Annotated in this window: 16 protein-coding genes; 8 read left to right on the top strand and 8 right to left on the bottom strand. The window is 69.9% G+C overall.

Going from position 1 to position 19324, the window contains the following annotated elements:
- Nucleotides 1-77 precede the first annotated feature (77 nt).
- Nucleotides 78-1340, top strand: coding sequence for a DUF2171 domain-containing protein (locus Q5H91_RS01285; RefSeq protein ID WP_305171417.1), 1263 nt, complete (start codon nucleotides 78-80; stop codon nucleotides 1338-1340).
- 66 nt (nucleotides 1341-1406) lie between these two features.
- Here the strand turns inward: Q5H91_RS01285 and ypfJ are convergent, their stop codons facing one another.
- Complete coding sequence (gene ypfJ, locus Q5H91_RS01290) at nucleotides 1407-2324, bottom strand: KPN_02809 family neutral zinc metallopeptidase (RefSeq protein ID WP_305171418.1); 918 nt, start codon at nucleotides 2322-2324, stop codon at nucleotides 1407-1409.
- Between the two features lie 112 nt (nucleotides 2325-2436).
- On the opposite strand from ypfJ, the gene Q5H91_RS01295 reads away from it, so the two are divergent.
- Nucleotides 2437-3222: a 3-hydroxybutyrate dehydrogenase gene (locus tag Q5H91_RS01295; protein ID WP_305171419.1), complete on the top strand. Its 786-nt coding sequence runs from the start codon at nucleotides 2437-2439 to the stop codon at nucleotides 3220-3222.
- A gap of 236 nt (nucleotides 3223-3458) precedes the next feature.
- Here Q5H91_RS01295 and Q5H91_RS01300 read toward each other — a convergent pair whose 3' ends face one another.
- On the bottom strand, nucleotides 3459-4001 hold the full coding sequence (locus Q5H91_RS01300) for a (2Fe-2S)-binding protein (protein WP_305171420.1): 543 nt from the start codon (nucleotides 3999-4001) through the stop codon (nucleotides 3459-3461).
- 95 nt (nucleotides 4002-4096) lie between these two features.
- Here Q5H91_RS01300 and Q5H91_RS01305 point away from each other — a divergent pair, with 95 nt between their 5' ends.
- Nucleotides 4097-4897, top strand: a complete 801-nt coding sequence (locus Q5H91_RS01305; RefSeq protein WP_305171421.1) for a DODA-type extradiol aromatic ring-opening family dioxygenase — start codon at nucleotides 4097-4099, stop codon at nucleotides 4895-4897.
- Here Q5H91_RS01305 and Q5H91_RS01310 read toward each other — a convergent pair whose 3' ends face one another.
- Complete coding sequence (locus tag Q5H91_RS01310) at nucleotides 4898-5662, bottom strand: class II aldolase/adducin family protein (protein ID WP_305171422.1); 765 nt, start codon at nucleotides 5660-5662, stop codon at nucleotides 4898-4900.
- A gap of 109 nt (nucleotides 5663-5771) precedes the next feature.
- Between Q5H91_RS01310 and Q5H91_RS01315 the strand changes: the two genes are divergently transcribed.
- On the top strand, nucleotides 5772-7070 hold the full coding sequence (locus tag Q5H91_RS01315; RefSeq protein WP_370655197.1) for a sugar MFS transporter: 1299 nt from the start codon (nucleotides 5772-5774) through the stop codon (nucleotides 7068-7070).
- Between the two features lie 150 nt (nucleotides 7071-7220).
- On the opposite strand, the gene Q5H91_RS01320 is transcribed toward Q5H91_RS01315, so the two are convergent.
- Genes Q5H91_RS01320 through Q5H91_RS01330 form a run of 3 tightly spaced genes read right to left on the bottom strand, consistent with a single transcriptional unit; the run spans nucleotide 7221 to nucleotide 8954 of the window.
- Nucleotides 7221-8405 carry an acyl-CoA dehydrogenase gene (locus Q5H91_RS01320; RefSeq protein WP_305171423.1) on the bottom strand — a complete coding sequence of 395 codons (1185 nt, stop codon included), beginning with the start codon at nucleotides 8403-8405 and terminating at the stop codon, nucleotides 7221-7223.
- A gap of 58 nt (nucleotides 8406-8463) precedes the next feature.
- Nucleotides 8464-8781, bottom strand: coding sequence for a hypothetical protein (locus Q5H91_RS01325; RefSeq protein WP_305171424.1), 318 nt, complete (start codon nucleotides 8779-8781; stop codon nucleotides 8464-8466).
- On the bottom strand, nucleotides 8778-8954 hold the full coding sequence (locus tag Q5H91_RS01330) for a hypothetical protein (RefSeq protein ID WP_305171425.1): 177 nt from the start codon (nucleotides 8952-8954) through the stop codon (nucleotides 8778-8780). The genes Q5H91_RS01325 and Q5H91_RS01330 overlap by 4 nt, the downstream gene beginning before the upstream one ends.
- A 90-nt stretch (nucleotides 8955-9044) precedes the next feature.
- Between Q5H91_RS01330 and Q5H91_RS01335 the strand changes: the two genes are divergently transcribed.
- A complete protein-coding gene (locus Q5H91_RS01335) occupies nucleotides 9045-9665 on the top strand; it encodes a S24 family peptidase (protein ID WP_305171426.1) in 621 nt (206 codons plus the stop codon).
- Here the strand turns inward: Q5H91_RS01335 and Q5H91_RS01340 are convergent.
- Nucleotides 9662-9856, bottom strand: a complete 195-nt coding sequence (locus Q5H91_RS01340) for a hypothetical protein (RefSeq protein WP_305171427.1) — start codon at nucleotides 9854-9856, stop codon at nucleotides 9662-9664. The genes Q5H91_RS01335 and Q5H91_RS01340 overlap by 4 nt on opposite strands.
- Before the next feature lie 98 nt (nucleotides 9857-9954).
- Between Q5H91_RS01340 and Q5H91_RS01345 the strand changes: the two genes are divergently transcribed.
- Genes Q5H91_RS01345 through Q5H91_RS01355 form a run of 3 tightly spaced genes read left to right on the top strand, consistent with a single transcriptional unit; the run spans nucleotide 9955 to nucleotide 17029 of the window.
- Nucleotides 9955-11922, top strand: a complete 1968-nt coding sequence (locus tag Q5H91_RS01345) for an autotransporter assembly complex protein TamA (protein WP_305171428.1) — start codon at nucleotides 9955-9957, stop codon at nucleotides 11920-11922.
- Nucleotides 11922-16034, top strand: coding sequence for a translocation/assembly module TamB domain-containing protein (locus Q5H91_RS01350; protein WP_305171429.1), 4113 nt, complete (start codon nucleotides 11922-11924; stop codon nucleotides 16032-16034). The genes Q5H91_RS01345 and Q5H91_RS01350 overlap by 1 nt, the downstream gene beginning before the upstream one ends.
- 11 nt (nucleotides 16035-16045) lie before the next feature.
- Complete coding sequence (locus Q5H91_RS01355) at nucleotides 16046-17029, top strand: quinone oxidoreductase family protein (protein ID WP_305171430.1); 984 nt, start codon at nucleotides 16046-16048, stop codon at nucleotides 17027-17029.
- 6 nt (nucleotides 17030-17035) lie between these two features.
- Here the strand turns inward: Q5H91_RS01355 and Q5H91_RS01360 are convergent, their stop codons facing one another.
- On the bottom strand, nucleotides 17036-19141 hold the full coding sequence (locus Q5H91_RS01360) for a TonB-dependent siderophore receptor (RefSeq protein WP_305171431.1): 2106 nt from the start codon (nucleotides 19139-19141) through the stop codon (nucleotides 17036-17038).
- Between the last annotated feature and the right edge of the window lie 183 nt (nucleotides 19142-19324).

Below are 19324 nucleotides of genomic sequence, written 5' to 3' on the forward strand. Positions count from 1 at the left end.
CCTTCGATCCCCGGCACGGCCGGGAGCGACGCCCTTAGCGGGCCCTCTCCACCATTGCAATATGTTGTCCGCCGGACATGCGCGGCGGGGTGACGGTGCATCGCGACGAGGCGCCGTCGCCGGTCGGCACCAGCCGGAACATCGCACCCGACCACCCGTTTTTCCCAATGGACCCGAGCGTATCTGCAAAGGACGCGCCGGCGCCGCAGAGACAGGAGACGATCATGGGCTATGAGCGCTATCCGCGGGGTAATTACCAGGACGATTACACCACCAGTTCGGGCGCGCAGGACTATGGGCCGGATTATGGCACGGGCCGCGACTACACCTACTCCAGCGCGCGCGATTATGCCGCCGCCGGTCGCCTCGACGAGCATGACGGTCGGCAGGACCGCTACGGCCGGCGCGAATACGGCAACCAGCGCTACGCCCAGCGCGACCGCGTCGGCGGGCAGCAGGGCGGCTATGGTCGCCAGGATTACGGTCGCCAGGATACAGGCCGCTACGATCAGGGTCGGAGCGATTACGGCCGCCAGCAGCAGGGTGGCGGCTATGGCCGGCAGGATCGCTACGGCACCCAGGCGCGCTCCGGCGGCGAGTATCGCGGTTCCTACGCGTCGGACGGGCACCGGTTCGAGGATGTCGGCCGCTATGCCCATGCCGATGACGACAATTACCGTGGGCGTCAGCAGCAGCAGGGCCGCGGCGGCTATGGCCGTCAGCCACAGGGCTATGACTATGAGGATCGCGGCTTCTTCCAGCGCGCGGGCGACGAGGTCCGCTCCTGGTTCGGCGACGACGATGCCGAGCGCCGGCGCGAGGCGGATGCACGCTACGACGAGCGCTACTATGCCGGCGGCCAGCACGACCAGGACTATCACGGCTGGCGCTCCGGCCAGATCGCCGCGCTCGACCGCGACTATGACGAGTATCGCCAGGAGAACCGCTCGCGGTTCGAGCAGGAATTCTCGACCTGGCGGACCGGTCGGCAGGGCCAGCGCGACCTGCTGAAGAAGGTGACCGAGCATCAGGAGGTGGTCGGCTCCGACGGCGCGCATGTCGGCACGGTCGACAAGGTGCGCGGCGACCGCATCCTGCTGACCAAGAACGATGCCGATGCCGGTGGCCAGCACCACTCGATCCCGTCGCGCTGGATCACCTCGGTCGACGACAAGGTGACGCTGTCCAAGTCGGCGGACGAGGCCAAGCAGGCATGGCGCGACGAGGATCGCCAGTCGGCGATGTTCGGCTATGGCGACAATAGTCGCTCGGGCGGGTCGAACGACCGTCCCGACGACGGCAAGACGAACCTGAACCGGAGCTTCTCCGGCACCTACTGATCCCCCACGATCGCTAGGGGAAGGGCCCGGTCGCCGATCAGGTGGCCGGGCCTTTTCGTGTCGGCGTCAGATCGCGCCGGAGAAGGTGTCGCACTGGGCGGGATCGCCGCTCTCCATGCCGCGCCGCAGCCACGCCATGCGCTGCGCCGAGGTGCCGTGGGTGAAGCTGTCGGGCATCACGCGACCAGAGGATTCGCGCTGGAGCGTGTCGTCGCCGATCGCCTGCGCGGCGGTCATGCCCTCCTCGACGTCACCCGGCTCGAGCCGGTCGCGATTGGCCGCCGCCCAGACGCCGGCATAGCAGTCCGCCTGCAGCTCCAGCCGAACCGAGGCGGCGTTGCCCTCCCGCTCAGACGACGAACGCTGGACGCGCTGCACCTGGTCGGACGTACCGAGCAGGTTCTGGATGTGGTGGCCGAACTCGTGCGCGATCACGTAGTCCTGCGCGAAGTCGCCCTTGGCGCCGAAACGGTTGGCCAGCTCGTTGAAGAAGCTGGTGTCGAGATAGATGCCCTGATCGGTTGGGCAATAGAACGGCCCCATCGCCGCCTGCGCCGCGCCGCAGCCCGACCGGCCCGAACCGCCATAGAATTGCAGCGATGGTGCCTGGAAGCGCTGGCCGGACTGGGCGAAGATCGCCGCCCAGGTCTTCTGCGCCGAGCTGAACGCGTTGCAGGCGGCGCGGCTCTCGGCATCGACGGTGCATGCCTGCTGGGCGGCGGTGCCGCCCTGGCCGGCGGGGGCGGAGCGGGTGACCTGCGTCGACGGCGACCCGCCGCCACCGATCAGCGAGCCGAGATTGCCCAGCCCGCCGAACACCGCCATCAGCAGCAGCACGACGACGATCCCGCCGCAGCCGAAGCGGCTGCCAATCAGCGGCAGCAGCCCGAACAACAGCCCGCCGCCCCCGCCGCCGCCAAAGCCGCCACCCTGTCCGCGCTGGTCGCCGACATTGATGTTCGGATCGAAATCGTCGAGCCGCATGACCGATCGCCCCTCTTCGTTGCGCAGGTGAAATGCGCGAAACTGCTGCGAAGGTCCACGGTTGATCGCCGGTCGTCTTGGCCGCATGGGCAGGCGGGATAGGGAGAATGGCATGTTCCTGACTGGCAAGACCGCAGTCGTCACCGGCTCCACCTCCGGCATCGGGCTGGCGATCGCCCGCGCCTTCGCGGCCGAGGGGGCAAGCGTCGTCCTGAACGGCTTCGGCGAGGCGGACGCGATCGAGGCGGCGCGCGCGGAGCTGGCGGCCGCCAGCGGCGCGGTCGCGCTCCACGACCCGGCCGACATGACCCGGCCCGAGCAGATCGCTGCGATGGTCGAGCGCGCGGTGGCAGAGACGGGCGGGTGCGACATCGTCGTCGCCAATGCCGGCATCCAGCACGTCGCGCCGGTCGCCGACTTCCCGCCCGACAAGTGGGACGCGATCATCGCGATCAACCTGTCGAGCGTCTTTCACCTGATGCGCGCGGCGATCCCGGCGATGAAGGCGAAGGGGTGGGGCCGGATCATCTCCACCGCCTCCGCCCACTCGCTCGTCGCCAGCCCCAACAAGGCGGCCTATGTCGCCGCCAAGCACGGCGTCGCCGGGCTGACCAAGGCGGTGGCGCTGGAGCTTGCGCAGGCGAAGATCACCGCCAACTGCATCTCGCCCGGCTATGTCTGGACACCGCTGGTCGAGAACCAGATCCCCGACACGATGAAGGCGCGTGGACTGACCCGCGAGCAGGTGATGAACGACGTGCTCCTCGCCGCCCAGCCGACCAAGGAGTTCGTGACGCCCGAGCAGGTCGCCGCGCTGGCGCTGTTCCTGTGCCGCGACGAGGCGGCGCAGATCACTGGCGCGAACCTGTCGATGGATGGCGGCTGGACCGCGGCCTGAGGGCGATGGACGCGCGAGACACGTCAGTCGGGACGAGCCGGCATGACGAGAGAAGCTCCCCTTGACCTAGAGCCATCTGCGATCACGACTGCGCACCCCTCCCCTTCAGGGGAGGGGCCGGGGGTGGGGCGTATCCGCAGGCGCGCCGCCCGGGGAAGCGCCCCACCCCAACCCCTCCCCTGAAGGGGAGGGGCTTGATGCGTGCGGTCCTGATCGCATTTGCCTCTAACGGCAGACTACCGACCCCGCGGCACCAGTGCCGGGATCGCGCGTGCCGCATCGGCCGGGTCGATGTCGGGCCGGGCACCCGCCGGGATCACGTCCTCCCCCCGCGCCGCGCGGGCGGCGCGGCCGATCGCCTCGACCAGCCGGGGATAGATGCCGCAGCGGCACAGGTTGGTGATGGCGGCGCGGATCGCGTCCTCGTCCGGGTCGGCGTTGCGGCGGAGCAGCGCCTGCGCGGCCATGACGATGCCGGGGATGCAGAAGCCGCACTGGACGACATTGTCGGCGAGCAGCGCCAGTTGCAGAGGATGCGCCCGCTCACGCGAGAGGCCCTCGATCGTGGTGACGTAGGTGCCCTCCGCCTCGGCGATCGTCATCCGGCACGACCGGACCGCGCGCCCGTCGACGTCGACGGTGCAGGCGCCGCAATGCCCGGTGCCGCAGCCATATTTGGTGCCGGTCAGGTTCGACGCGTCGCGCAGCGCCCACAGCAGCGGCGTTTCGGGATCGAGCAGATATTCGACCGACTGGTTGTTGACGGTGAAGCGGGTCATCGGCGGCAGCTTGTAGGCGAAGGAGCGGGGAGAGGAAACGGGCCGTTTCGTTCCGCCGCCTTGTCACCCTGCCGGGCGGTCGCGACATTCGCCGCATGACACTTCCTGCCCTGTTCGTGCCGCATGGCGGCGGCCCCTGCTTTTTCATGGATCCGGCCGGCGGACCGCCCGAGCCGATGTGGCGGCCGATGCAGGCCTATCTGGCGGGGCTGATCGACAGCCTGCCGGAGCGGCCGCGCGCGATCCTGATCGTGTCGGGGCATTGGGAGACATCGGTGCCGACCGTGCAGACCGGCGACCGACCGGGGCTGTTGTTCGACTATTACGGCTTCCCCGAGCACACCTATCACCTGCGCTGGGATGCGCCCGGCGCCCCCGCCGTGGCGCGGCGTGCGGCGACGCTGCTCCGCGCGGCCGGACACGAGATCGCCGAGGACGCCAGCCGCGACTGGGATCACGGCGTGTTCGTACCGATGAAGGTCGCGGTGCCGGACGCCGACATCCCCGTCGCGCAGCTGTCGCTAAGGGCCGATCTCGACCCGGCGGCGCATATCGCGATCGGCCGCGCATTGGCACCGCTCCGCGACGAGGGCGTGCTGATCGTCGGATCGGGGATGAGCTTCCACAATCTGCGTGCCCGTGGCCCGGCGGTCACGCCGGTCGCGGCGCAGTGGGATGCGGCGCTGACCGCGGCGGTCACCGATCCCGATCCAGCCCGGCGCACGGCGCGCGTGGCGGGGTGGGAGACGCTGCCCCACGCCCGCTTCGCCCATCCCGAGGCGGAGCATCTGCTGCCGCTGATGGTCGCGCTCGGCGCCGGCGGCGATGGTCCGGCGGTCTGCGACTATCGCGACACGGTGCTCGGCTGGGTCGTCTCGGGTTATCGCTTCGGCTAGTCAGTTCCGCCAGCCGGTGTCCCGCTTGTCGACCAGCCGCACCATCGCGGCGAAGTCGGCGGCACCCGGGCCGCCCGGCACCTGCGCCAGGTGCAGGTCGCGCTGATGGACGGCGACCACCTCATCCGCGACCTCCAGCGGGCGACCGCCCATCGACAGGGTGGCGAGCTGGATCTCGCAGGCGCGCTGGAGCGACCAGTGCTTGATGAACGCCTCCGGCAGGGTACGCCCCATCACCAGGATGCCGTGGTTGCGCAGCAGCATGACACGCCTGTCGCCCAGATGGGCGAGCAGCCGCTCGCCCTCCTCGTCGCGCACCGTCACGCCCTCGAAATCGTGATAGGCGATCTGCCCGGCGAAGTTGCAGGCATAGAAGTTGATGGGGCGCAGCCCACCTTCCAGCGAACTCACCGCCATGCCGGCGGTCGTGTGGGTGTGCATGATGCAGTGCGCGTCGGGCAGGTGGCGATGGAACAGCGCGTGCTGCACGAATCCGGCGCGGTTCACCGGATAGGGACTATCGTCCAGCTTGTTGCCGTCGATATCGATCTTCACCAGGCTCGACGCCGTCACCTCGGAAAAGTGCAGCCCGAACGGATTGATGAGGAACGCGCCCTCGTCGCCCGGTACCTTCAGCGTGATGTGGTTGTAGATCATCTCGGACCAGCCGAGCATGTCGAACACGCGGTAGCAGGCGGCGAGCTGCTGGCGCGCCTCCCACTCGGCTTCGGCGACCTGCGGGCGGATCGGGACGGCAGTGGCCATCGGGGCTGTCCTCTCTGCTATTTTGCGGTTTCATCGCACGGCCGGGCTGGCATTGCCAGCCCGGTGCCGGGCCGCCATACCCTGGCACCGCAGCAACAGGATTATTCGCGTGGCCCTGAACGTAAGTCCCAATCCCCCCGCCGAGGACCAGGCCAGCGGCGATGCCGCACATGGCTATGACGCGCCCGACCTGCGCATCTTCGTGTTCGCGCTGTTCTTCATCTTCGGCGGCATAACCAGCCTGAACGACATCATCATCCCCAAGCTGAAGGAGCTGTTCACGCTCGACCATGCGACGGCGATGCTGGTGCAGACCGCGTTCTTCCTCGCCTATGCCTTGTTCTCGATCCCCGCCGCGGCGATCGTGCGGCGCTTCGGCTATATGCGGACCGCCTCGATCGGGCTGGTGACGATGACGGCGGGGTGCCTGCTGTTCATTCCGGCCTCGAGCAACGCGGTGTTCGGGCTGTTCCTGCTCGCGCTGTTCGTGCTGGGGGCGGGGATCACCATTGTGCAGGTGGTCGCGAATCCGCTGATCTCGCTGCTGGGCAAGCCGCAGACGGCGGCCGGGCGGCTGACCTTCGCGCAGGCGTTCAACTCGCTGGGCACGACGCTGTTTCCGCTCGCGGGATCGGCGCTGATCCTGGGCGGGCTGGCGAACGTCAGCGCGGCGACGCTGACCGGTGCGGCGCTCGATGCGTACCGGGTCGAATCGTCGCGGGCGATCGTCCACGCCTATCTGGGCCTCGCCGTCGCGCTGCTGGTGATCGCGGCGGTGGTGTGGACGCGGCGCAACCGGCTGAACGAGGAGCAGGATCATCAGGGCGGCATGTTCCACGCCTTCACCCTGCTGTCGCGCCCGCGCTTCGCGATGGGGGCAGCGTGCATCTTCCTCTATGTCGGGGCAGAGGTCGCGGTCGGGTCGCTGATCGTCAACTACCTGATGCAGCCGGGCGTATTGGGGCTGACCGACAAGGCGGCGGGCGACCATGTCCCCTTCTACTGGGGCGGCGCGCTGGTCGGCCGGTTCATCGGCGCTTACGTGCTGACGCGGGTGTCGCCGGGAAAGGTGCTGGCGACCGTGGCGACGGGCGCGATCGCGCTGATCCTGATCTCTGCCAACACGACCGGCGCCGTGTCGGGCTGGTCGCTGCTGGCGATCGGGCTGGTCAACTCGATCATGTTCCCCACCATCTTCAGCCTGGCGAGCGAGGGGCTGGGCAAGCGCGCGGCCGAAGGATCGGGCGTGATCGCCACCGCGATCGTCGGCGGGGCGATCATCCCGCCGCTGACCGGCCTGCTGGCCGACAGCAGCGGCTCGCTCCACTTCGCGCTGGTGCTGCCGGCGCTGTGTTACGCGCTGATCCTGGGATACGGGCTGTATGCGCGGCGGCCGATGGCGGGGTGACGATCATCGGCTGACACCGTCCCCCACCGTCATCCCCGCGAAGGCGGGGATCCATAAACGCTGACGTTTATGACTCGAGTCGCGACGTCAGCGTGTCTGGATCCCCGCCTGCGCGGGGATGACGAAAAAGGGGGGCGAAGGTACTCGGCTTCAGAACGCCGCGATCCCCGTGATCGCCCGCCCGAGGATCAGCGCGTGGACGTCGTGCGCGCCCTCATAGGTGTTGACCGTCTCCAGGTTCATCAGGTGGCGCATGACATGGTACTCGCCTGAGATACCGTTGCCGCCGTGCATGTCGCGGGCGGTGCGGGCGATATCGAGCGCCTTGCCGACATTGTTGCGCTTGACCAGGCTGACCATCTCCGGTGCGAAGCGGCCCTCGTCCATCAGCCGCCCGACCCGCAGCGAAGCCTGCAGGCCCAGCGCGATCTCTGTCTCCATGTCGGCCAGCTTCTTCTGGTAGAGCTGGCGCCCGGCGAGCGGGGTGCCGAACTGCTTGCGATCGAGCCCGTACTGCCGCGCTGCGTGAAAGCAGAATTCCGCCGCACCCAGTGCACCCCATGAGATGCCGTAGCGCGCGCGGTTCAGGCAGCCGAACGGCCCCTTAAGCCCCTCGACATCCGGCAGCAGTGCATCCTCGCCCACCGCGACCTCGTCCATCATTATCATGCCGGTGATCGAGGCGCGCAAGGACAGCTTGCCCTCGATCTTCGGCGTCTCCAGCCCCTTCATCCCCTTGGTCAGGACAAAGCCGCGGATCGCGCCGCCATGTGCATCCGACTTGGCCCAGACGACGAACACGTCGGCGATCGGCGCGTTCGAGATCCAGGTCTTGGCGCCCGACAGGACATAGCCGCCCTCGACCTTGCGCGCCCGCGTCGTCATCCCGCCGGGGTCCGAGCCGGCATCGGGTTCGGTCAGGCCGAAGCAGCCGATCAATTCGCCCGAGGCCAGGCCGGGCAGAAAGGCGCGCTTCTGCTCCTCCGAGCCATAGGCGTAGATCGGGTACATGACGAGGCTCGACTGGACGCTCATCATCGATCGATAGCCGCTGTCGATCCGCTCCACCTCGCGCGCGACCAGCCCATAGGCGACGTAGCTGGCGCCGACGCCGCCATATTCCTCCGGCACCGTGGGGCCGAGCAGCCCCAGTTCGCCCATCTCGCGAAAGATCGCCGGGTCGGTATGCTCGTGCTGGAACGCGTCGACGATCCGCGGCGCCAGCCGGTCGTCGGCATAGGCGCGCGCGGCGTCGCGGATCATCCGCTCGTCCTCGGTCAGCTGCTCGTCGAGCAGGAACGGGTCCGCCCAGTCGAATCTGCCCATGCCCGCCATCACGCTCTCCTTGTCCCGGTCACCGGTACGAGCGCGGGCAGGCCGGGGCAAGCCGCGGCTACGCCGCCTCGATCGTCAGCGCGGACAATGCGATGCGGCGACGCGTACCGGACTGCTCGACCCGGTCCACGCGCAATTCGCCGACCAGCGCGTGCGGCAGCGCGAGGCGCGCCGAGGAGAGGCCGGCAAGCCAGTGCGACAGCGCTGGCCCGTGCGGTGCGGAGAGGACGAGCCGGTGGCGGGCACCGACGAAGGTGGCGCTGGACCAGTCGGCCGCCTCGCTCGACTCGGCACTGGCGCGGCAGCCCGCCGCCGCCGCATCGGCGAGCAGCGCGCGGACCAGCGGTGCAGAAGGGTCGCGCCCCCGGCGGCTCATGCCCGGTGCTCCGCCATGAACGCCTCGACCCGCGCGACCATCGCCGGGCCGGGCTGGCGCCCCCGCCGCATGTCGTGGATCAGCCGCGGATCGTTCACCGCCCGCCGGCCGAAGCGCGTCGCGGACGTGCCCGTGACGGCCCGATAATGTTCGATCCTGCCCAACAGCGTCATGGCACCTGCCTCCGATTCCCGAATCACGTTCCTGATCTGTTCTTCAATCTCCAACTTGTCTAGGAAAATTTCCTAGGCTATCGATCCGTCATGGCGACAGTCGATCCCCGCTCCGCGCTGGCGGCCCTGGCGGAAGGGCAGGGCGTCAGCCTGTCCGCCCTGTCGCGGATGCTGGGGCGGAACGTCGCCTATCTTCAGCAATATGTCCGGCGGGGCACGCCGCGACGCCTCGAGGACGAGGATCGACAGCGGCTGGCGGCGTTCTTCGGCGTGGGCGAGGAGGCGCTCGGCGGGCCAGGAGGCGCTGCGGCGGCGTGGCGCGTGCCGCGGCTGGACGTGGCGGTATCGGCGGGACCGGGCGCGCTGGTCGATGCGGAGACGGTGCTGGGCAGCGACCTGATCGATCCGGCACTCGCGCGGCGGCTGGGGCTGGCCCAGGGGCAGGCGGCGATCCTCAGGGTGCGCGGCACCTCGATGGCGCCGGGGCTGGTCGACGGCGATCAGATCCTGATCGACACGTCGGCGCGGACGCCCGGTTCACGCGGAGCGGCGTTCGTCATCCGGATCGGCGAGGTGCTGATGGTGAAGCGGGTCCGCGCGACCGCGAACGGGCTGGTCGCGACGAGCGACAATCCGCAGGCGCCACCGGTGCCCGACGGCGAGATCGCGGTGATCGGCCGCGTCGTGTGGCAGATGCGCGCGGTAGCCTAGTTTGGCCCCCGACGCCCGCGATCGCGCAGCCAGACCAGTACGGAGGCGCCGATGCCGGCCGCCAGCCCGATCAGGAAGCCGGGCGTCGCCTCTCCGAAGCCGAAGCCGATCGCTGCGCCGAGCAGCGCGCCCAGCGCGATCAGGGCGCCGCCCGCGGCGGTCGGCGGGGTGGGGTTCGAAGGGCTGGCCATGCGCGCGTCCTGCCATGCCCGCGTCCATTGCGCCAGTCGGTCGCGCGGGCGCCACGAACGGGGTGTCGCGGCGCATCCGGTGCCGCTAGAGAGCGGGCATGTCGAGCCGCGGTCGGCGGGCGGGCCGGTTGGCGGCCGGCGCCAGCATCATCCTTGTCGCGTGGGCGCCGGCCGTCGCCGGGGCGCAGGCGCCCGTGGCCTCGGCTGGCGTTCCGCTCGACCCCGATGCGCCGCTGGCGCCGCTACCGGGCATCGGCGTCGACTGGCCCGACCTGTCCGCTGCGCCGACCGACGACGCGACCGCCGCCACGGCCGGCACCGACGTGGTCGCAGAGCGACGCTATGGCTGGCGGATCGACGGGATCGATCCCGTGGCGACGCCGCTGTTGCGCCAGCGCTTTGCCGATAACTCGACGCTGAACGCCAATGACGGCGCGCCCGCCAACGCCGCGCAACTCGACCGGCGCGCGCGTGAGGATGCGGAGCTGCTGACGACGCTGCTCCGCTCGGCCGGCTATTACGACGCCCAGGTCGCGACCCGGATCGACCCGCCCGCCGCCGCGACCGGACGGACCCAGGTCGTGCTGGAGGCGACGCCGGGCGGGCTGTACCACCTGACCGACGTGACGCTGAGCGGCGTCGCGGCGGCCGGCGCGCAGACCCCCGATCTGACCCGCGCATTCGGCGTGACCGCGGGCGATCCGGTCGACGCCGACGCGATCGTCGCCGGCACCGGCGCGCTGGCAACGACGGCGGGGCGCAACGGTTTTCCCTTCGCCCAGGTCGGCGAGCCCGAGGTGGTGGTCGACCGTGCCGCGAAGACGGCGACGCTGGCGCTGGCGGTCGCGCCCGGCGCGCAGAAGCGCTTCGGCGACATCGTCGCGCTGCCCGGCAACCGCGTGTTCGGGCCCGATCACGTTGCCGAGATCGCCCGCTTCAACCGCGGCGATCGGTTCGACCAGGCGAGGGTCGACGATCTGCGCCGCGCGCTGATCCAGACCGGGCTGGTCTCCTCGGTCGAGCTGAAGCCGGTCGACGGACGGGTGCCGGGCACCGTCGACATGGCGGTAAAGCTCGATCCCGCCCCGCCGCACACCGTCGCCGGGGAGGCGGGCTATGGCACCGGCGAGGGCGCGCGACTGGAACTGAGCTGGACCCACCGGAACCTGTTTCCGCCCGAAGGCGCGCTGACGATCCGCAGCGTGCTCGGTACGCAGGAGCAGCTGTCGTCCCTCGTCTATCGTCGCAACAATTTCCATGGGCGCGACCGGGTGCTGACCTTCCAGGTCGCCGCCGCCCACCAGAATCGCGATGCCTACGATGCCAAGACCTACTCCCTGTCGGGCACGCTCGAGCGGCAGACCAACATCTTCTTCCAAAAGACCTGGACCTGGTCGCTGGGTGCCGAGCTGCTGGCGTCGGACGAGCGCGACGTCATCGTGTCGACCGGTGCGCCGCGGCGGCGGACCTTCCTGATCGGCGCGCTGCCGACCAGCCTGATCTATGACGGTACCGACGATCTGCTGAACCCGACTCGCGGGTTCCGGCTGGGGGGACGGTTCAGTCCCGAGCTGTCGTTGCAGGGCACCGCCTTCGGCTATGCCCGCGTGCAGTTCGACGGCAGCATTTACCGCACCGTTTCGCCGGGCGTGGTACTGGCGGCGCGGACCCGACTGGGTACCATCGCCGGCGCGCCGCGCGACGCGGTGGCGCCGTCGCGGCGCTTCTATGCCGGGGGCGGCGCGTCGGTACGCGGCTATGGCTATCAGTCGATCGGTCCGCGCGATCCCAACAACGATCCGATCGGCGGGCGCAGCCTGACCGAGTTCGCGGTCGAGGCGCGGGTGAAGCTGTTCGGATCGTTCGGGCTGGTGCCGTTCCTCGACGCGGGCAACATCTACACGAGCGCGCTGCCGCAGTTCGACGGGCTGCGCTTCGGCACCGGGCTGGGCATTCGCTACTACTCCAACTTCGGCCCGATCCGCCTGGATGTCGGCACGCCGATCAACCCGCAACGGGGTGACTCGCGGCTGGCGGTCTATGTCTCGCTGGGGCAGGCGTTCTGATGCGGCGCTGGTGGCGCCTGCTCGCCGGCGTGCTGCTGGTGCTGGTGGCGATCGTCGCGGGCGCGCTGGTCGCGGTCGATACGCAGTGGGGGCACCGGCTGGTGGCCGAGCGGATCGGCGCGATCCGGACCGCCAACGGCCTGCGCTTCGCGGTCGGGCGGATCGACGGCTCGCTCTACTCGCGGGCGCGGCTGGTCGACGTGACCGTGTATGATCTGGACGGCGCGGTCTTTACCGCGCCGCAGGTGACGCTCGACTGGCAGCCTTGGCGCTGGCTGTCCAACCAGCTGGCGATCGACGAACTGACGATGCCGGTCGCCCGGCTGGCGCGCATGCCGCGCACCCGGCCGGGCAGCGGGCGCGGGCCGGTGCTGCCCGACTTCGACATCCATATCGGCCGGCTGTCGGTCGACCGGCTGGAGCTGGCCGCGCCCGTTGCCGGTCGGGCGCGGGTCGCACGCATCCGGGGCGCTGCCGATATCCGCTCTGGCCGGGCGATGGTTCGGCTGGGTGCGCTGGTCGAGGGTAGTGACCGGCTTGCCCTGTCGCTGGACGCCGAACCCGATCGCGACCGGTTCGACCTGGATATCCGCGCACAGGGAAGCCGCGACGGCGTGCTGGCGCGGCTGGCGGGCGGACGCGGTCCGGTCACGCTGGCGGTGGCCGGCGACGGGCGCTGGGCTGAGTGGCGGGGCAGCGCACGGGGCACGATCGCGGGCACCCCGATCGTCGACCTCGCGCTCGCCGCGCGGGAGGGGCGCTACGGCCTGTCGGGCATGATAGCACCCTCGGCCCTGCTGACCGGCAAGGGCCAGCGACTGACCGCGCCGCGCGTGCGGGTGACGGGAGAGGCCAGCTTCGCCAACCGGCGGCTGGACGGCCGCATCGGCCTGCGTTCGGCGGCGATGGCGGTGGACGCGACCGGAGAGGTCGACCTCGCCACCAGCCATTACCGCAATGTCCGCATCGCCGCGAGCCTGCTGCGGCCCGCCGCGCTCTTCCCCAATATGAGCGGGCGCGCGATCACCCTGCGCGCGATCCTCGACGGGCCGTTCGCCACCGCCACCTATGACTATCGGATCGCCGCCGACCGGCTGGCGTTCGACGATACGGGGTTCGAGCGCGCCCGCGCCGCCGGCAGGGGGCGGCTGTCGGGCTGGCCGGCCAAGCTGCCGGTGCGGATCACCGCCGCGCGCGTGACCGGTGTCGGGCAGGTGGCGGGCGGCATCCTCAACAACCTCTCGGTCGACGGCGTCCTCACCATCGCGCCGCCGACCGTGACGGGCAGCGGGCTGGTGCTGCGATCGGACAAGCTGCGCGGGACCATCGCCCTACTGCTCGACCTGCGTACCGGCGAATACCGGGTGGGGCTGGGCGGCCGGCTGGGCCGCTATCTGATCCCCGGCATCGGCATCGTCGACATCGACTCGACGCTTCAGGTAGTGCCCGGCCCCGGCGGGCACGGCACGCGCGTTGTCGGGCGGGGAACGGCGGTGGTGCGGCGGCTCGACAATGCCTTCTTCCGCTCGCTGACAGGCGGCCTGCCGCGGATCACGACCGAACTGGAGCGGGGGAGCGACGGTGTCCTCTACTTTCGGGGCGCGACGCTCAATTCGCCAGCGCTGACGCTGACGGGCAACGGATATCGTCGGCGTGACGGCAGCGTCCATTTCGAGGGCACCGGACGGCAGGCGACCTATGGCCCGGTCACGCTGGTGCTCGACGGCGCGATCGAGAAGCCGACCATCGACCTGCGGCTGGCACGCCCCAATGCGGCGCTGGGCCTCAGCGACGTACGCGCGCATCTCGACCCGACGCCGCAAGGCTTCGCCTTTACCGCTATGGGCGGGTCGCGCCTGGGGCCGTTCCGCGGGAACGGTGCCATCCTGCTGCCCTCCGGCGGGCAGGCGGCGATCGTGATCGATGCGCTGCAGGTCGCCGGCTCGCGCGGCAGCGGCCGGCTGGCGATCGTCGACGACGGCTTCGACGGACGGGTCGCGGTGACCGGCCCGATCTCCGGCGACCTGCTGTTCAGGCCGGTCGGCGCGGTGCAGCGGATCGAGGCGCACCTAGCCCTGCGCAATGCGGCGTTCGCCGGTGCCACGGTGCGGCAGGGTCGCGTCGACGGATCGGTGCTGCTCGACCCCGCGGGACTGGCCGTGGAGGGCACCGCGCGTGGTGTCGGCTTGCGGTATGGCAGTGTCCAGCTCGCCCGCTTTGCCGGCACCACGCGGCTGAGCGGGGGCGCCGGCGAGGTGCGGGCGTCGATCGCCGGGTCGCGCGGCCGCGCCTTTGACATTCAGACGGTGACGCAGGTGCGGCCGGACGGCTTTACCGTACAGGCGCAGGGCACGCTCGACCGCCGGCCGCTCGCGCTGGTTGATCCGGCGGTGATCGTCGCGGAGGGCGACGGCTGGCGACTGCGGCCGACGTGGCTGTCGTTCGCGGGCGGCGAAGCGCGGCTCGCCGGCGCGTGGGGGTCGCGAGGAATCAGCGTGGAGGCGAGCAGCCAGCGCCTGCCGCTCACCATCCTCGATATCGGCTTCCCGGGCCTGGGGCTGGGCGGCAGCGCATCGGGCAGCGTGCGTTACGCACAGGATGCGGGCGGGGTGCCGACCGGCCGCGCCGACCTGACGCTGCGCGGCGTGACCCGGTCGGGACTGGTGCTGAGCTCCGCACCGATCGACGTCGGTGTCGCGGCGGTGCTGGGCGCCGACCGGGCGGGCCTGCGCGCGGTGATCGCCTCTGGCGGCAAGACGGTGGGCAGGGCGCAGGCGCAACTGACGTCGCTGGCGGGGGGATCACTGGTCGATCGGTTGTCGGGCGCGGCGCTGTTCGCGCAGTTGCGCTATGCCGGGCCGGCGGATGCACTGTGGCGGCTGACCGGCGTGGAGCTGTTCGACCTGTCGGGACCGGTGTCGATCGCCGCGGACGTGACCGGCCGAGCCTCCGCCCCCGTCATCCGCGGCGTGGTGCAGGCGAACGGCGCGCGGATCGAGAGCGCGACCACCGGCACGCTGCTGACCGGGGTGCAGGCGAGCGGCCGTTTCGCCGGGTCGCGGCTGGCCATCGATCGCTTCGCCGCCGATGCCGGCAAGGGCGGGCGGGTGACCGGCATCGGCCAGTTCGACTTCGCGGCAGCCAAGGGCATTGGTCTCGACATCCGTCTCCAGGCCGATCACGCGGTGATGATCGCGCGCGACGACATCGGCGCGACGGTCAGCGGACCGCTCCAGTTCCAGTCCAACGGCGTGGGCGGGACGATCGGCGGCGACGTGACGCTCGACCGGGCGAGCTACCGCCTCGGCCGCGCGACCGCCGCCAGCGTCGCGCCGCGGCTGAACGTGCGCGAGATCAACGTGCCCGACAGCGACGGCGAGGATGAGCGACCGGTGGCCCCCTGGACGCTGGCGCTGAACGCACGCGCGCGGTCGGGTGTGATGGTCACGGGCCTCGGGCTGACCAGCGAGTGGTCGGCGACGCTGAAGATCGGCGGCGCGCCTGACAATCCGGCGATCACCGGCACGGCGAAGCTGGTTCGCGGCGACTATGAGTTCGCCGGGCGGGAGTTCAATCTGTCGCGCGGGGTCATCCGCTTCGACGGTGACGTGCCCGCCAACCCATCTTTGGACATCGAGGCGGACGCAAACACGACCGGGCTGAACGCGACGATCCGCGTCACCGGCAACGCCTTGAAGCCCGAGATCGGCTTTGCCAGCGTACCCGCGCTGCCCGAGGACGAGCTGCTCTCGCGGCTGCTGTTCGGCACCTCGATCGTCAACCTGTCGGCGCCGGAGGCTTTGCAGCTGGCGGCGGCGGTGGCGGCGTTGCAGGACGGCGGCGGCGGGCTGAACCCGATCAACGCGGTGCGACGGGCGGCGGGGCTCGACCGGCTGCGCATTCTCCCGGCCGATCCGCAGACCGGGCAGGGAACCTCGATCGCGGCAGGCAAGTATATCACCCGGCGCCTCTATGCAGAGATCGTGACCGATGGGCAGGGCTATTCCGCGACACAGGTCGAGTTCCAGGTGACCCGCTGGTTGTCACTCCTCTCCAGCATCTCAACCCTAGGTCGACAGAGCGCCAACCTACGCATCTCGCGCGATTATTGAGGGAGCATCCGATGACCGACATCGCCCGCACCGCACGCATCACCCGCACCGGCGGTCCCGAGGTGATCGAGTGGATCGACGCGCCCCTCGCGCCGCCGGCACCCGGCGAGGTGCGGTTCCGGACCCGGGCGGTCGGCCTAAACTATATCGACGCCTATCACCGCAGCGGCTTGTACAGGATCGACCTGCCGAGCGGGCTGGGCTCGGAGGCGGCGGGAGTGGTCGAGGCGGTCGGCGGCGCCAGTGACGGCTTTCAGGTCGGTGATCGGGTCGGCACGTTCGGCCCGTCACGCGGTGCATACGCATCGGCGCGCAACGTGGCCGTGGAGGAACTGGTCCACCTGCCCGCCGGCGTCGACGATCGCGCCGCGGCGGCGCTGCTGCTGAAGGGCGGTACCGCGGCGATGCTGGTCGAGCAGTGCGCGCGGGTTCAGCCCGGGCAGACGGTGCTGGTCCATGCCGCCGCGGGCGGCGTCGGACATCTGCTGGTCGGGTGGCTGAAAGCGGTCGGCGCGGTGGTGATCGGCAGCGTCGGCAACGATGAGAAGGCAGAGATCGCTCGCGCCGCCGGCGCCGATCATGTCCTCATCCACAGCCGCGCGGACGTGGCCGCTCAGGTGCGCGCGATCACCGACGATGCCGGCGCGGCGGTGGTGCTGGACGGCGTCGGCAAGGCGACTTGGGCCACCTCGCTCGCGGCGACGGCGCGGCGCGGCATGATCGTGAGCTATGGCAATGCGTCGGGCGCGGTGGAGGGGGTGAACCTCGGCACGCTCTCCGCGCACGGGTCGCTGTTCGTCACCCGTCCCACGCTGTTCGACTATGCGACCACCCAAAGCGAGCGGCAGGCGATGGCCGACCGGGTGTTCGAGATGCTGGCACGCGGCGCGATCGACCCCGTCATCGGCCAGCAATTCCCCCTCGAAGAGGCCGCCGCCGCCCACCGCGCGATGGAAGCGGGCGAGACGCATGGCAGCACGATCCTGATCGTCTAGCGACGTTCAGTAGCGCCAGGACAAGTTGGCCATCACGTTGCGCGGCGCGCTGACGAAACAATCGCCGCGGGTCAGACAGGACGCATAGGCGCGGTTGTCAAGGAGGTTGGTGGCGTTCACCGCGAGGCGCCAGCGATCCCGCTCCAGTTCGACAAGCGCGTCGACCATGGTGCGGCCGGGGGTAACGATGGTCCACAGGCTGCTGCTCGACACCTGCTTGCCCAGATACCGCACGCCGGCACCGACCCGCAGCGTGGTGGTGCCCGTCAATGCCCAGGTCTTCGTGCCCCAGGCGGATGTGGTGTGCTTTGCGAGATAGCCGCTCGCCGCGCTGTCGCCGCTGACGTCGTTATAGCCATAGGCGAGGGTGAGATCGTAACGGCCCGGCAGTGTCCGTGTCGCTTCCACCTCGATCCCCCTGGTGGTCAGTTCTCCGGCCTGGATCTGGCCGAGCGGGTTGACCGGGTCAGGGATCGGGCGGTTCTGCTCCTTGATGCGAAAGCCCGTGAGGGTGACGAGTGTCGCCGCGTCGGGTTGCCACTTCATGCCGCTCTCGTACTGGGAGCCGGTCTGCGGGCGGAAGGGCGTACCCTTGCTGGTCTGCCCGGCGATCGGCTGGAAGCTTTCGGTATAGCTGAAGAAGGGTGACAGACCGGCGCCAATCTCGCCGATGATGCCGGCGCGAAACGTCGTGGCGTTGTCGGTGGTCCGCGTCGTCGCGCCGCTGGCGACGTTCAGGCTGGCGGTGCGGACATGGTCGCGCCGGGCGCCCAGCACCACCGACACCCGGTTCCAGACGCGGATCTGGTCCTGAACATAGACGCCGAGCTGCTTCTGCGCGTCACGGGAGAACGGATCGGTGATGGCCGGCGCGGCGGTGACGGCATAGTCGATATCGTAGAGATCGATCACCTGCTCAGAAAAGGCGCCGCGCTTGCGCACGCTGTTCCAGCTGTAATCGAGGCCGGCGAGCAGCCGATGTTCGACGGCGGAACCGGTGTTGAAGCGCCATTGGACGTTGTTGTCGGTGCTGAAGACGTTCATCCGCGCGACGGAGGAATCTGCGTACAGCCCGATCTGTCGCCCGTTGCTGCCCGGGATATAGGGATCGGTCGGATCGGCGTAGCTGTTGGTGTAATGGGTAAAATAGTCGAGATGGCTGTCGATGTAGCGCGCCTTCAGGCTCAGCGTCACGTCGTCACCGAAGTGCTGGGTAACCAATCCGCTGCCCTGTAGCAGCCGCCCGGCATAGCGGTCGTAGCCAGGCTTGCCGACGAACAGGTAACGCGGCAGGCGCGGGTTGCCGGGATTGTCGCGCAGCGTACCGACGACCGGCAGGAAGTTGGTCGTCGAGCCGGTGTCGTCCTCCTGATAGAGGCCGAGCAGGGTGATACTGGTGGCAGCACTCGGCCGCCACGTCAGCGATGGCGCGAGCATCACGCGGTCGTCGGGGGTGTGATCGACATAGGTATCGGCATCGCGGAGGCGGGCGACGAAGCGCGCGGCCAGCGTATCGCCGGTGGTCGCGTTCAGGTCGGCCAGCACCTCCTTGCGATCGTAGCTGCCATAGGTGACGCCGATCTCTCCGCCGTTCGTGAACTGCGGCGTCTTCGAGACGAGGTTGACGATACCACCGATCGAGCCCTGGCCGAACAGCACCGAGGCAGGGCCGCGCACCACCTCGACCCGCGAGAAGTTGTAGGGGTCGGAGGTGATGCTGGCGTAATAGCTGAAGATGTCGCGCATCCCGTCACGGAACTGGAGCGCGTCGACGCCGCGGATGGTGAAGCTGTCGACCCGGGTGTCGCGGCCATAGGCGTCGGAATTGACGCCGGCGACGTAGCGGACGGTATCGGCGATGTTGACCGCGCCCTGCGCCAGATACTGGTCGGCGGTGACGACGGTGATCGGCTGCGGCACCTGTATCAGCGGCGTGTCGGTCTTGGTGCCGGCGGAACGCTGCTCGCGCTGCCCCTCGACCAGGATGTCGGAGCCGCCCTGCGGATCGGCGGTCGTGCTGGCCGTGACCTGCGGCGCTGGACTCTGCGCCTGAACGTGAGATGCGGCGATCGCGCCGAGCGCGGCGCCGCCCAGGATGATGGCTCGTGTCATGATGCTCCCTTCCGCTAACGAAGCGGCGGGTAGCGCTAATGCGGATGATTATCAATATTAGATTAAGCTGGGTTGGGCTGGAAAAAGGCAGAGGCGCCCGGATCGCTCCGGACGCCTCGTGTTTGGAAGCGACGCGGCAAAGCCGCGTCGTCGGTCGGGGCGCTGCCCCGCCGGCCGGCAGCG

It is taken from the genome of Sphingomonas aurea, assembly GCF_030678875.1.
Classification (GTDB): domain Bacteria; phylum Pseudomonadota; class Alphaproteobacteria; order Sphingomonadales; family Sphingomonadaceae; genus Sphingomonas; species Sphingomonas aurea.

Coding starts and splice junctions, on each gene's coding strand:
- Q5H91_RS01285 (WP_305171417.1), top strand. CDS start 78: ATGCGCGGCGGGGTGACGGTGCATCGCGACGAGGCGCCGTCGCCGGTC.
- ypfJ (WP_305171418.1), bottom strand. CDS start 2,324: ATGCGGCTCGACGATTTCGATCCGAACATCAATGTCGGCGACCAGCGC.
- Q5H91_RS01295 (WP_305171419.1), top strand. CDS start 2,437: ATGTTCCTGACTGGCAAGACCGCAGTCGTCACCGGCTCCACCTCCGGC.
- Q5H91_RS01300 (WP_305171420.1), bottom strand. CDS start 4,001: ATGACCCGCTTCACCGTCAACAACCAGTCGGTCGAATATCTGCTCGAT.
- Q5H91_RS01305 (WP_305171421.1), top strand. CDS start 4,097: ATGACACTTCCTGCCCTGTTCGTGCCGCATGGCGGCGGCCCCTGCTTT.
- Q5H91_RS01310 (WP_305171422.1), bottom strand. CDS start 5,662: ATGGCCACTGCCGTCCCGATCCGCCCGCAGGTCGCCGAAGCCGAGTGG.
- Q5H91_RS01320 (WP_305171423.1), bottom strand. CDS start 8,405: ATGGCGGGCATGGGCAGATTCGACTGGGCGGACCCGTTCCTGCTCGAC.
- Q5H91_RS01325 (WP_305171424.1), bottom strand. CDS start 8,781: ATGAGCCGCCGGGGGCGCGACCCTTCTGCACCGCTGGTCCGCGCGCTG.
- Q5H91_RS01330 (WP_305171425.1), bottom strand. CDS start 8,954: ATGACGCTGTTGGGCAGGATCGAACATTATCGGGCCGTCACGGGCACG.
- Q5H91_RS01335 (WP_305171426.1), top strand. CDS start 9,045: ATGGCGACAGTCGATCCCCGCTCCGCGCTGGCGGCCCTGGCGGAAGGG.
- Q5H91_RS01340 (WP_305171427.1), bottom strand. CDS start 9,856: ATGGCCAGCCCTTCGAACCCCACCCCGCCGACCGCCGCGGGCGGCGCC.
- Q5H91_RS01345 (WP_305171428.1), top strand. CDS start 9,955: ATGTCGAGCCGCGGTCGGCGGGCGGGCCGGTTGGCGGCCGGCGCCAGC.
- Q5H91_RS01350 (WP_305171429.1), top strand. CDS start 11,922: ATGCGGCGCTGGTGGCGCCTGCTCGCCGGCGTGCTGCTGGTGCTGGTG.
- Q5H91_RS01355 (WP_305171430.1), top strand. CDS start 16,046: ATGACCGACATCGCCCGCACCGCACGCATCACCCGCACCGGCGGTCCC.
- Q5H91_RS01360 (WP_305171431.1), bottom strand. CDS start 19,141: ATGACACGAGCCATCATCCTGGGCGGCGCCGCGCTCGGCGCGATCGCC.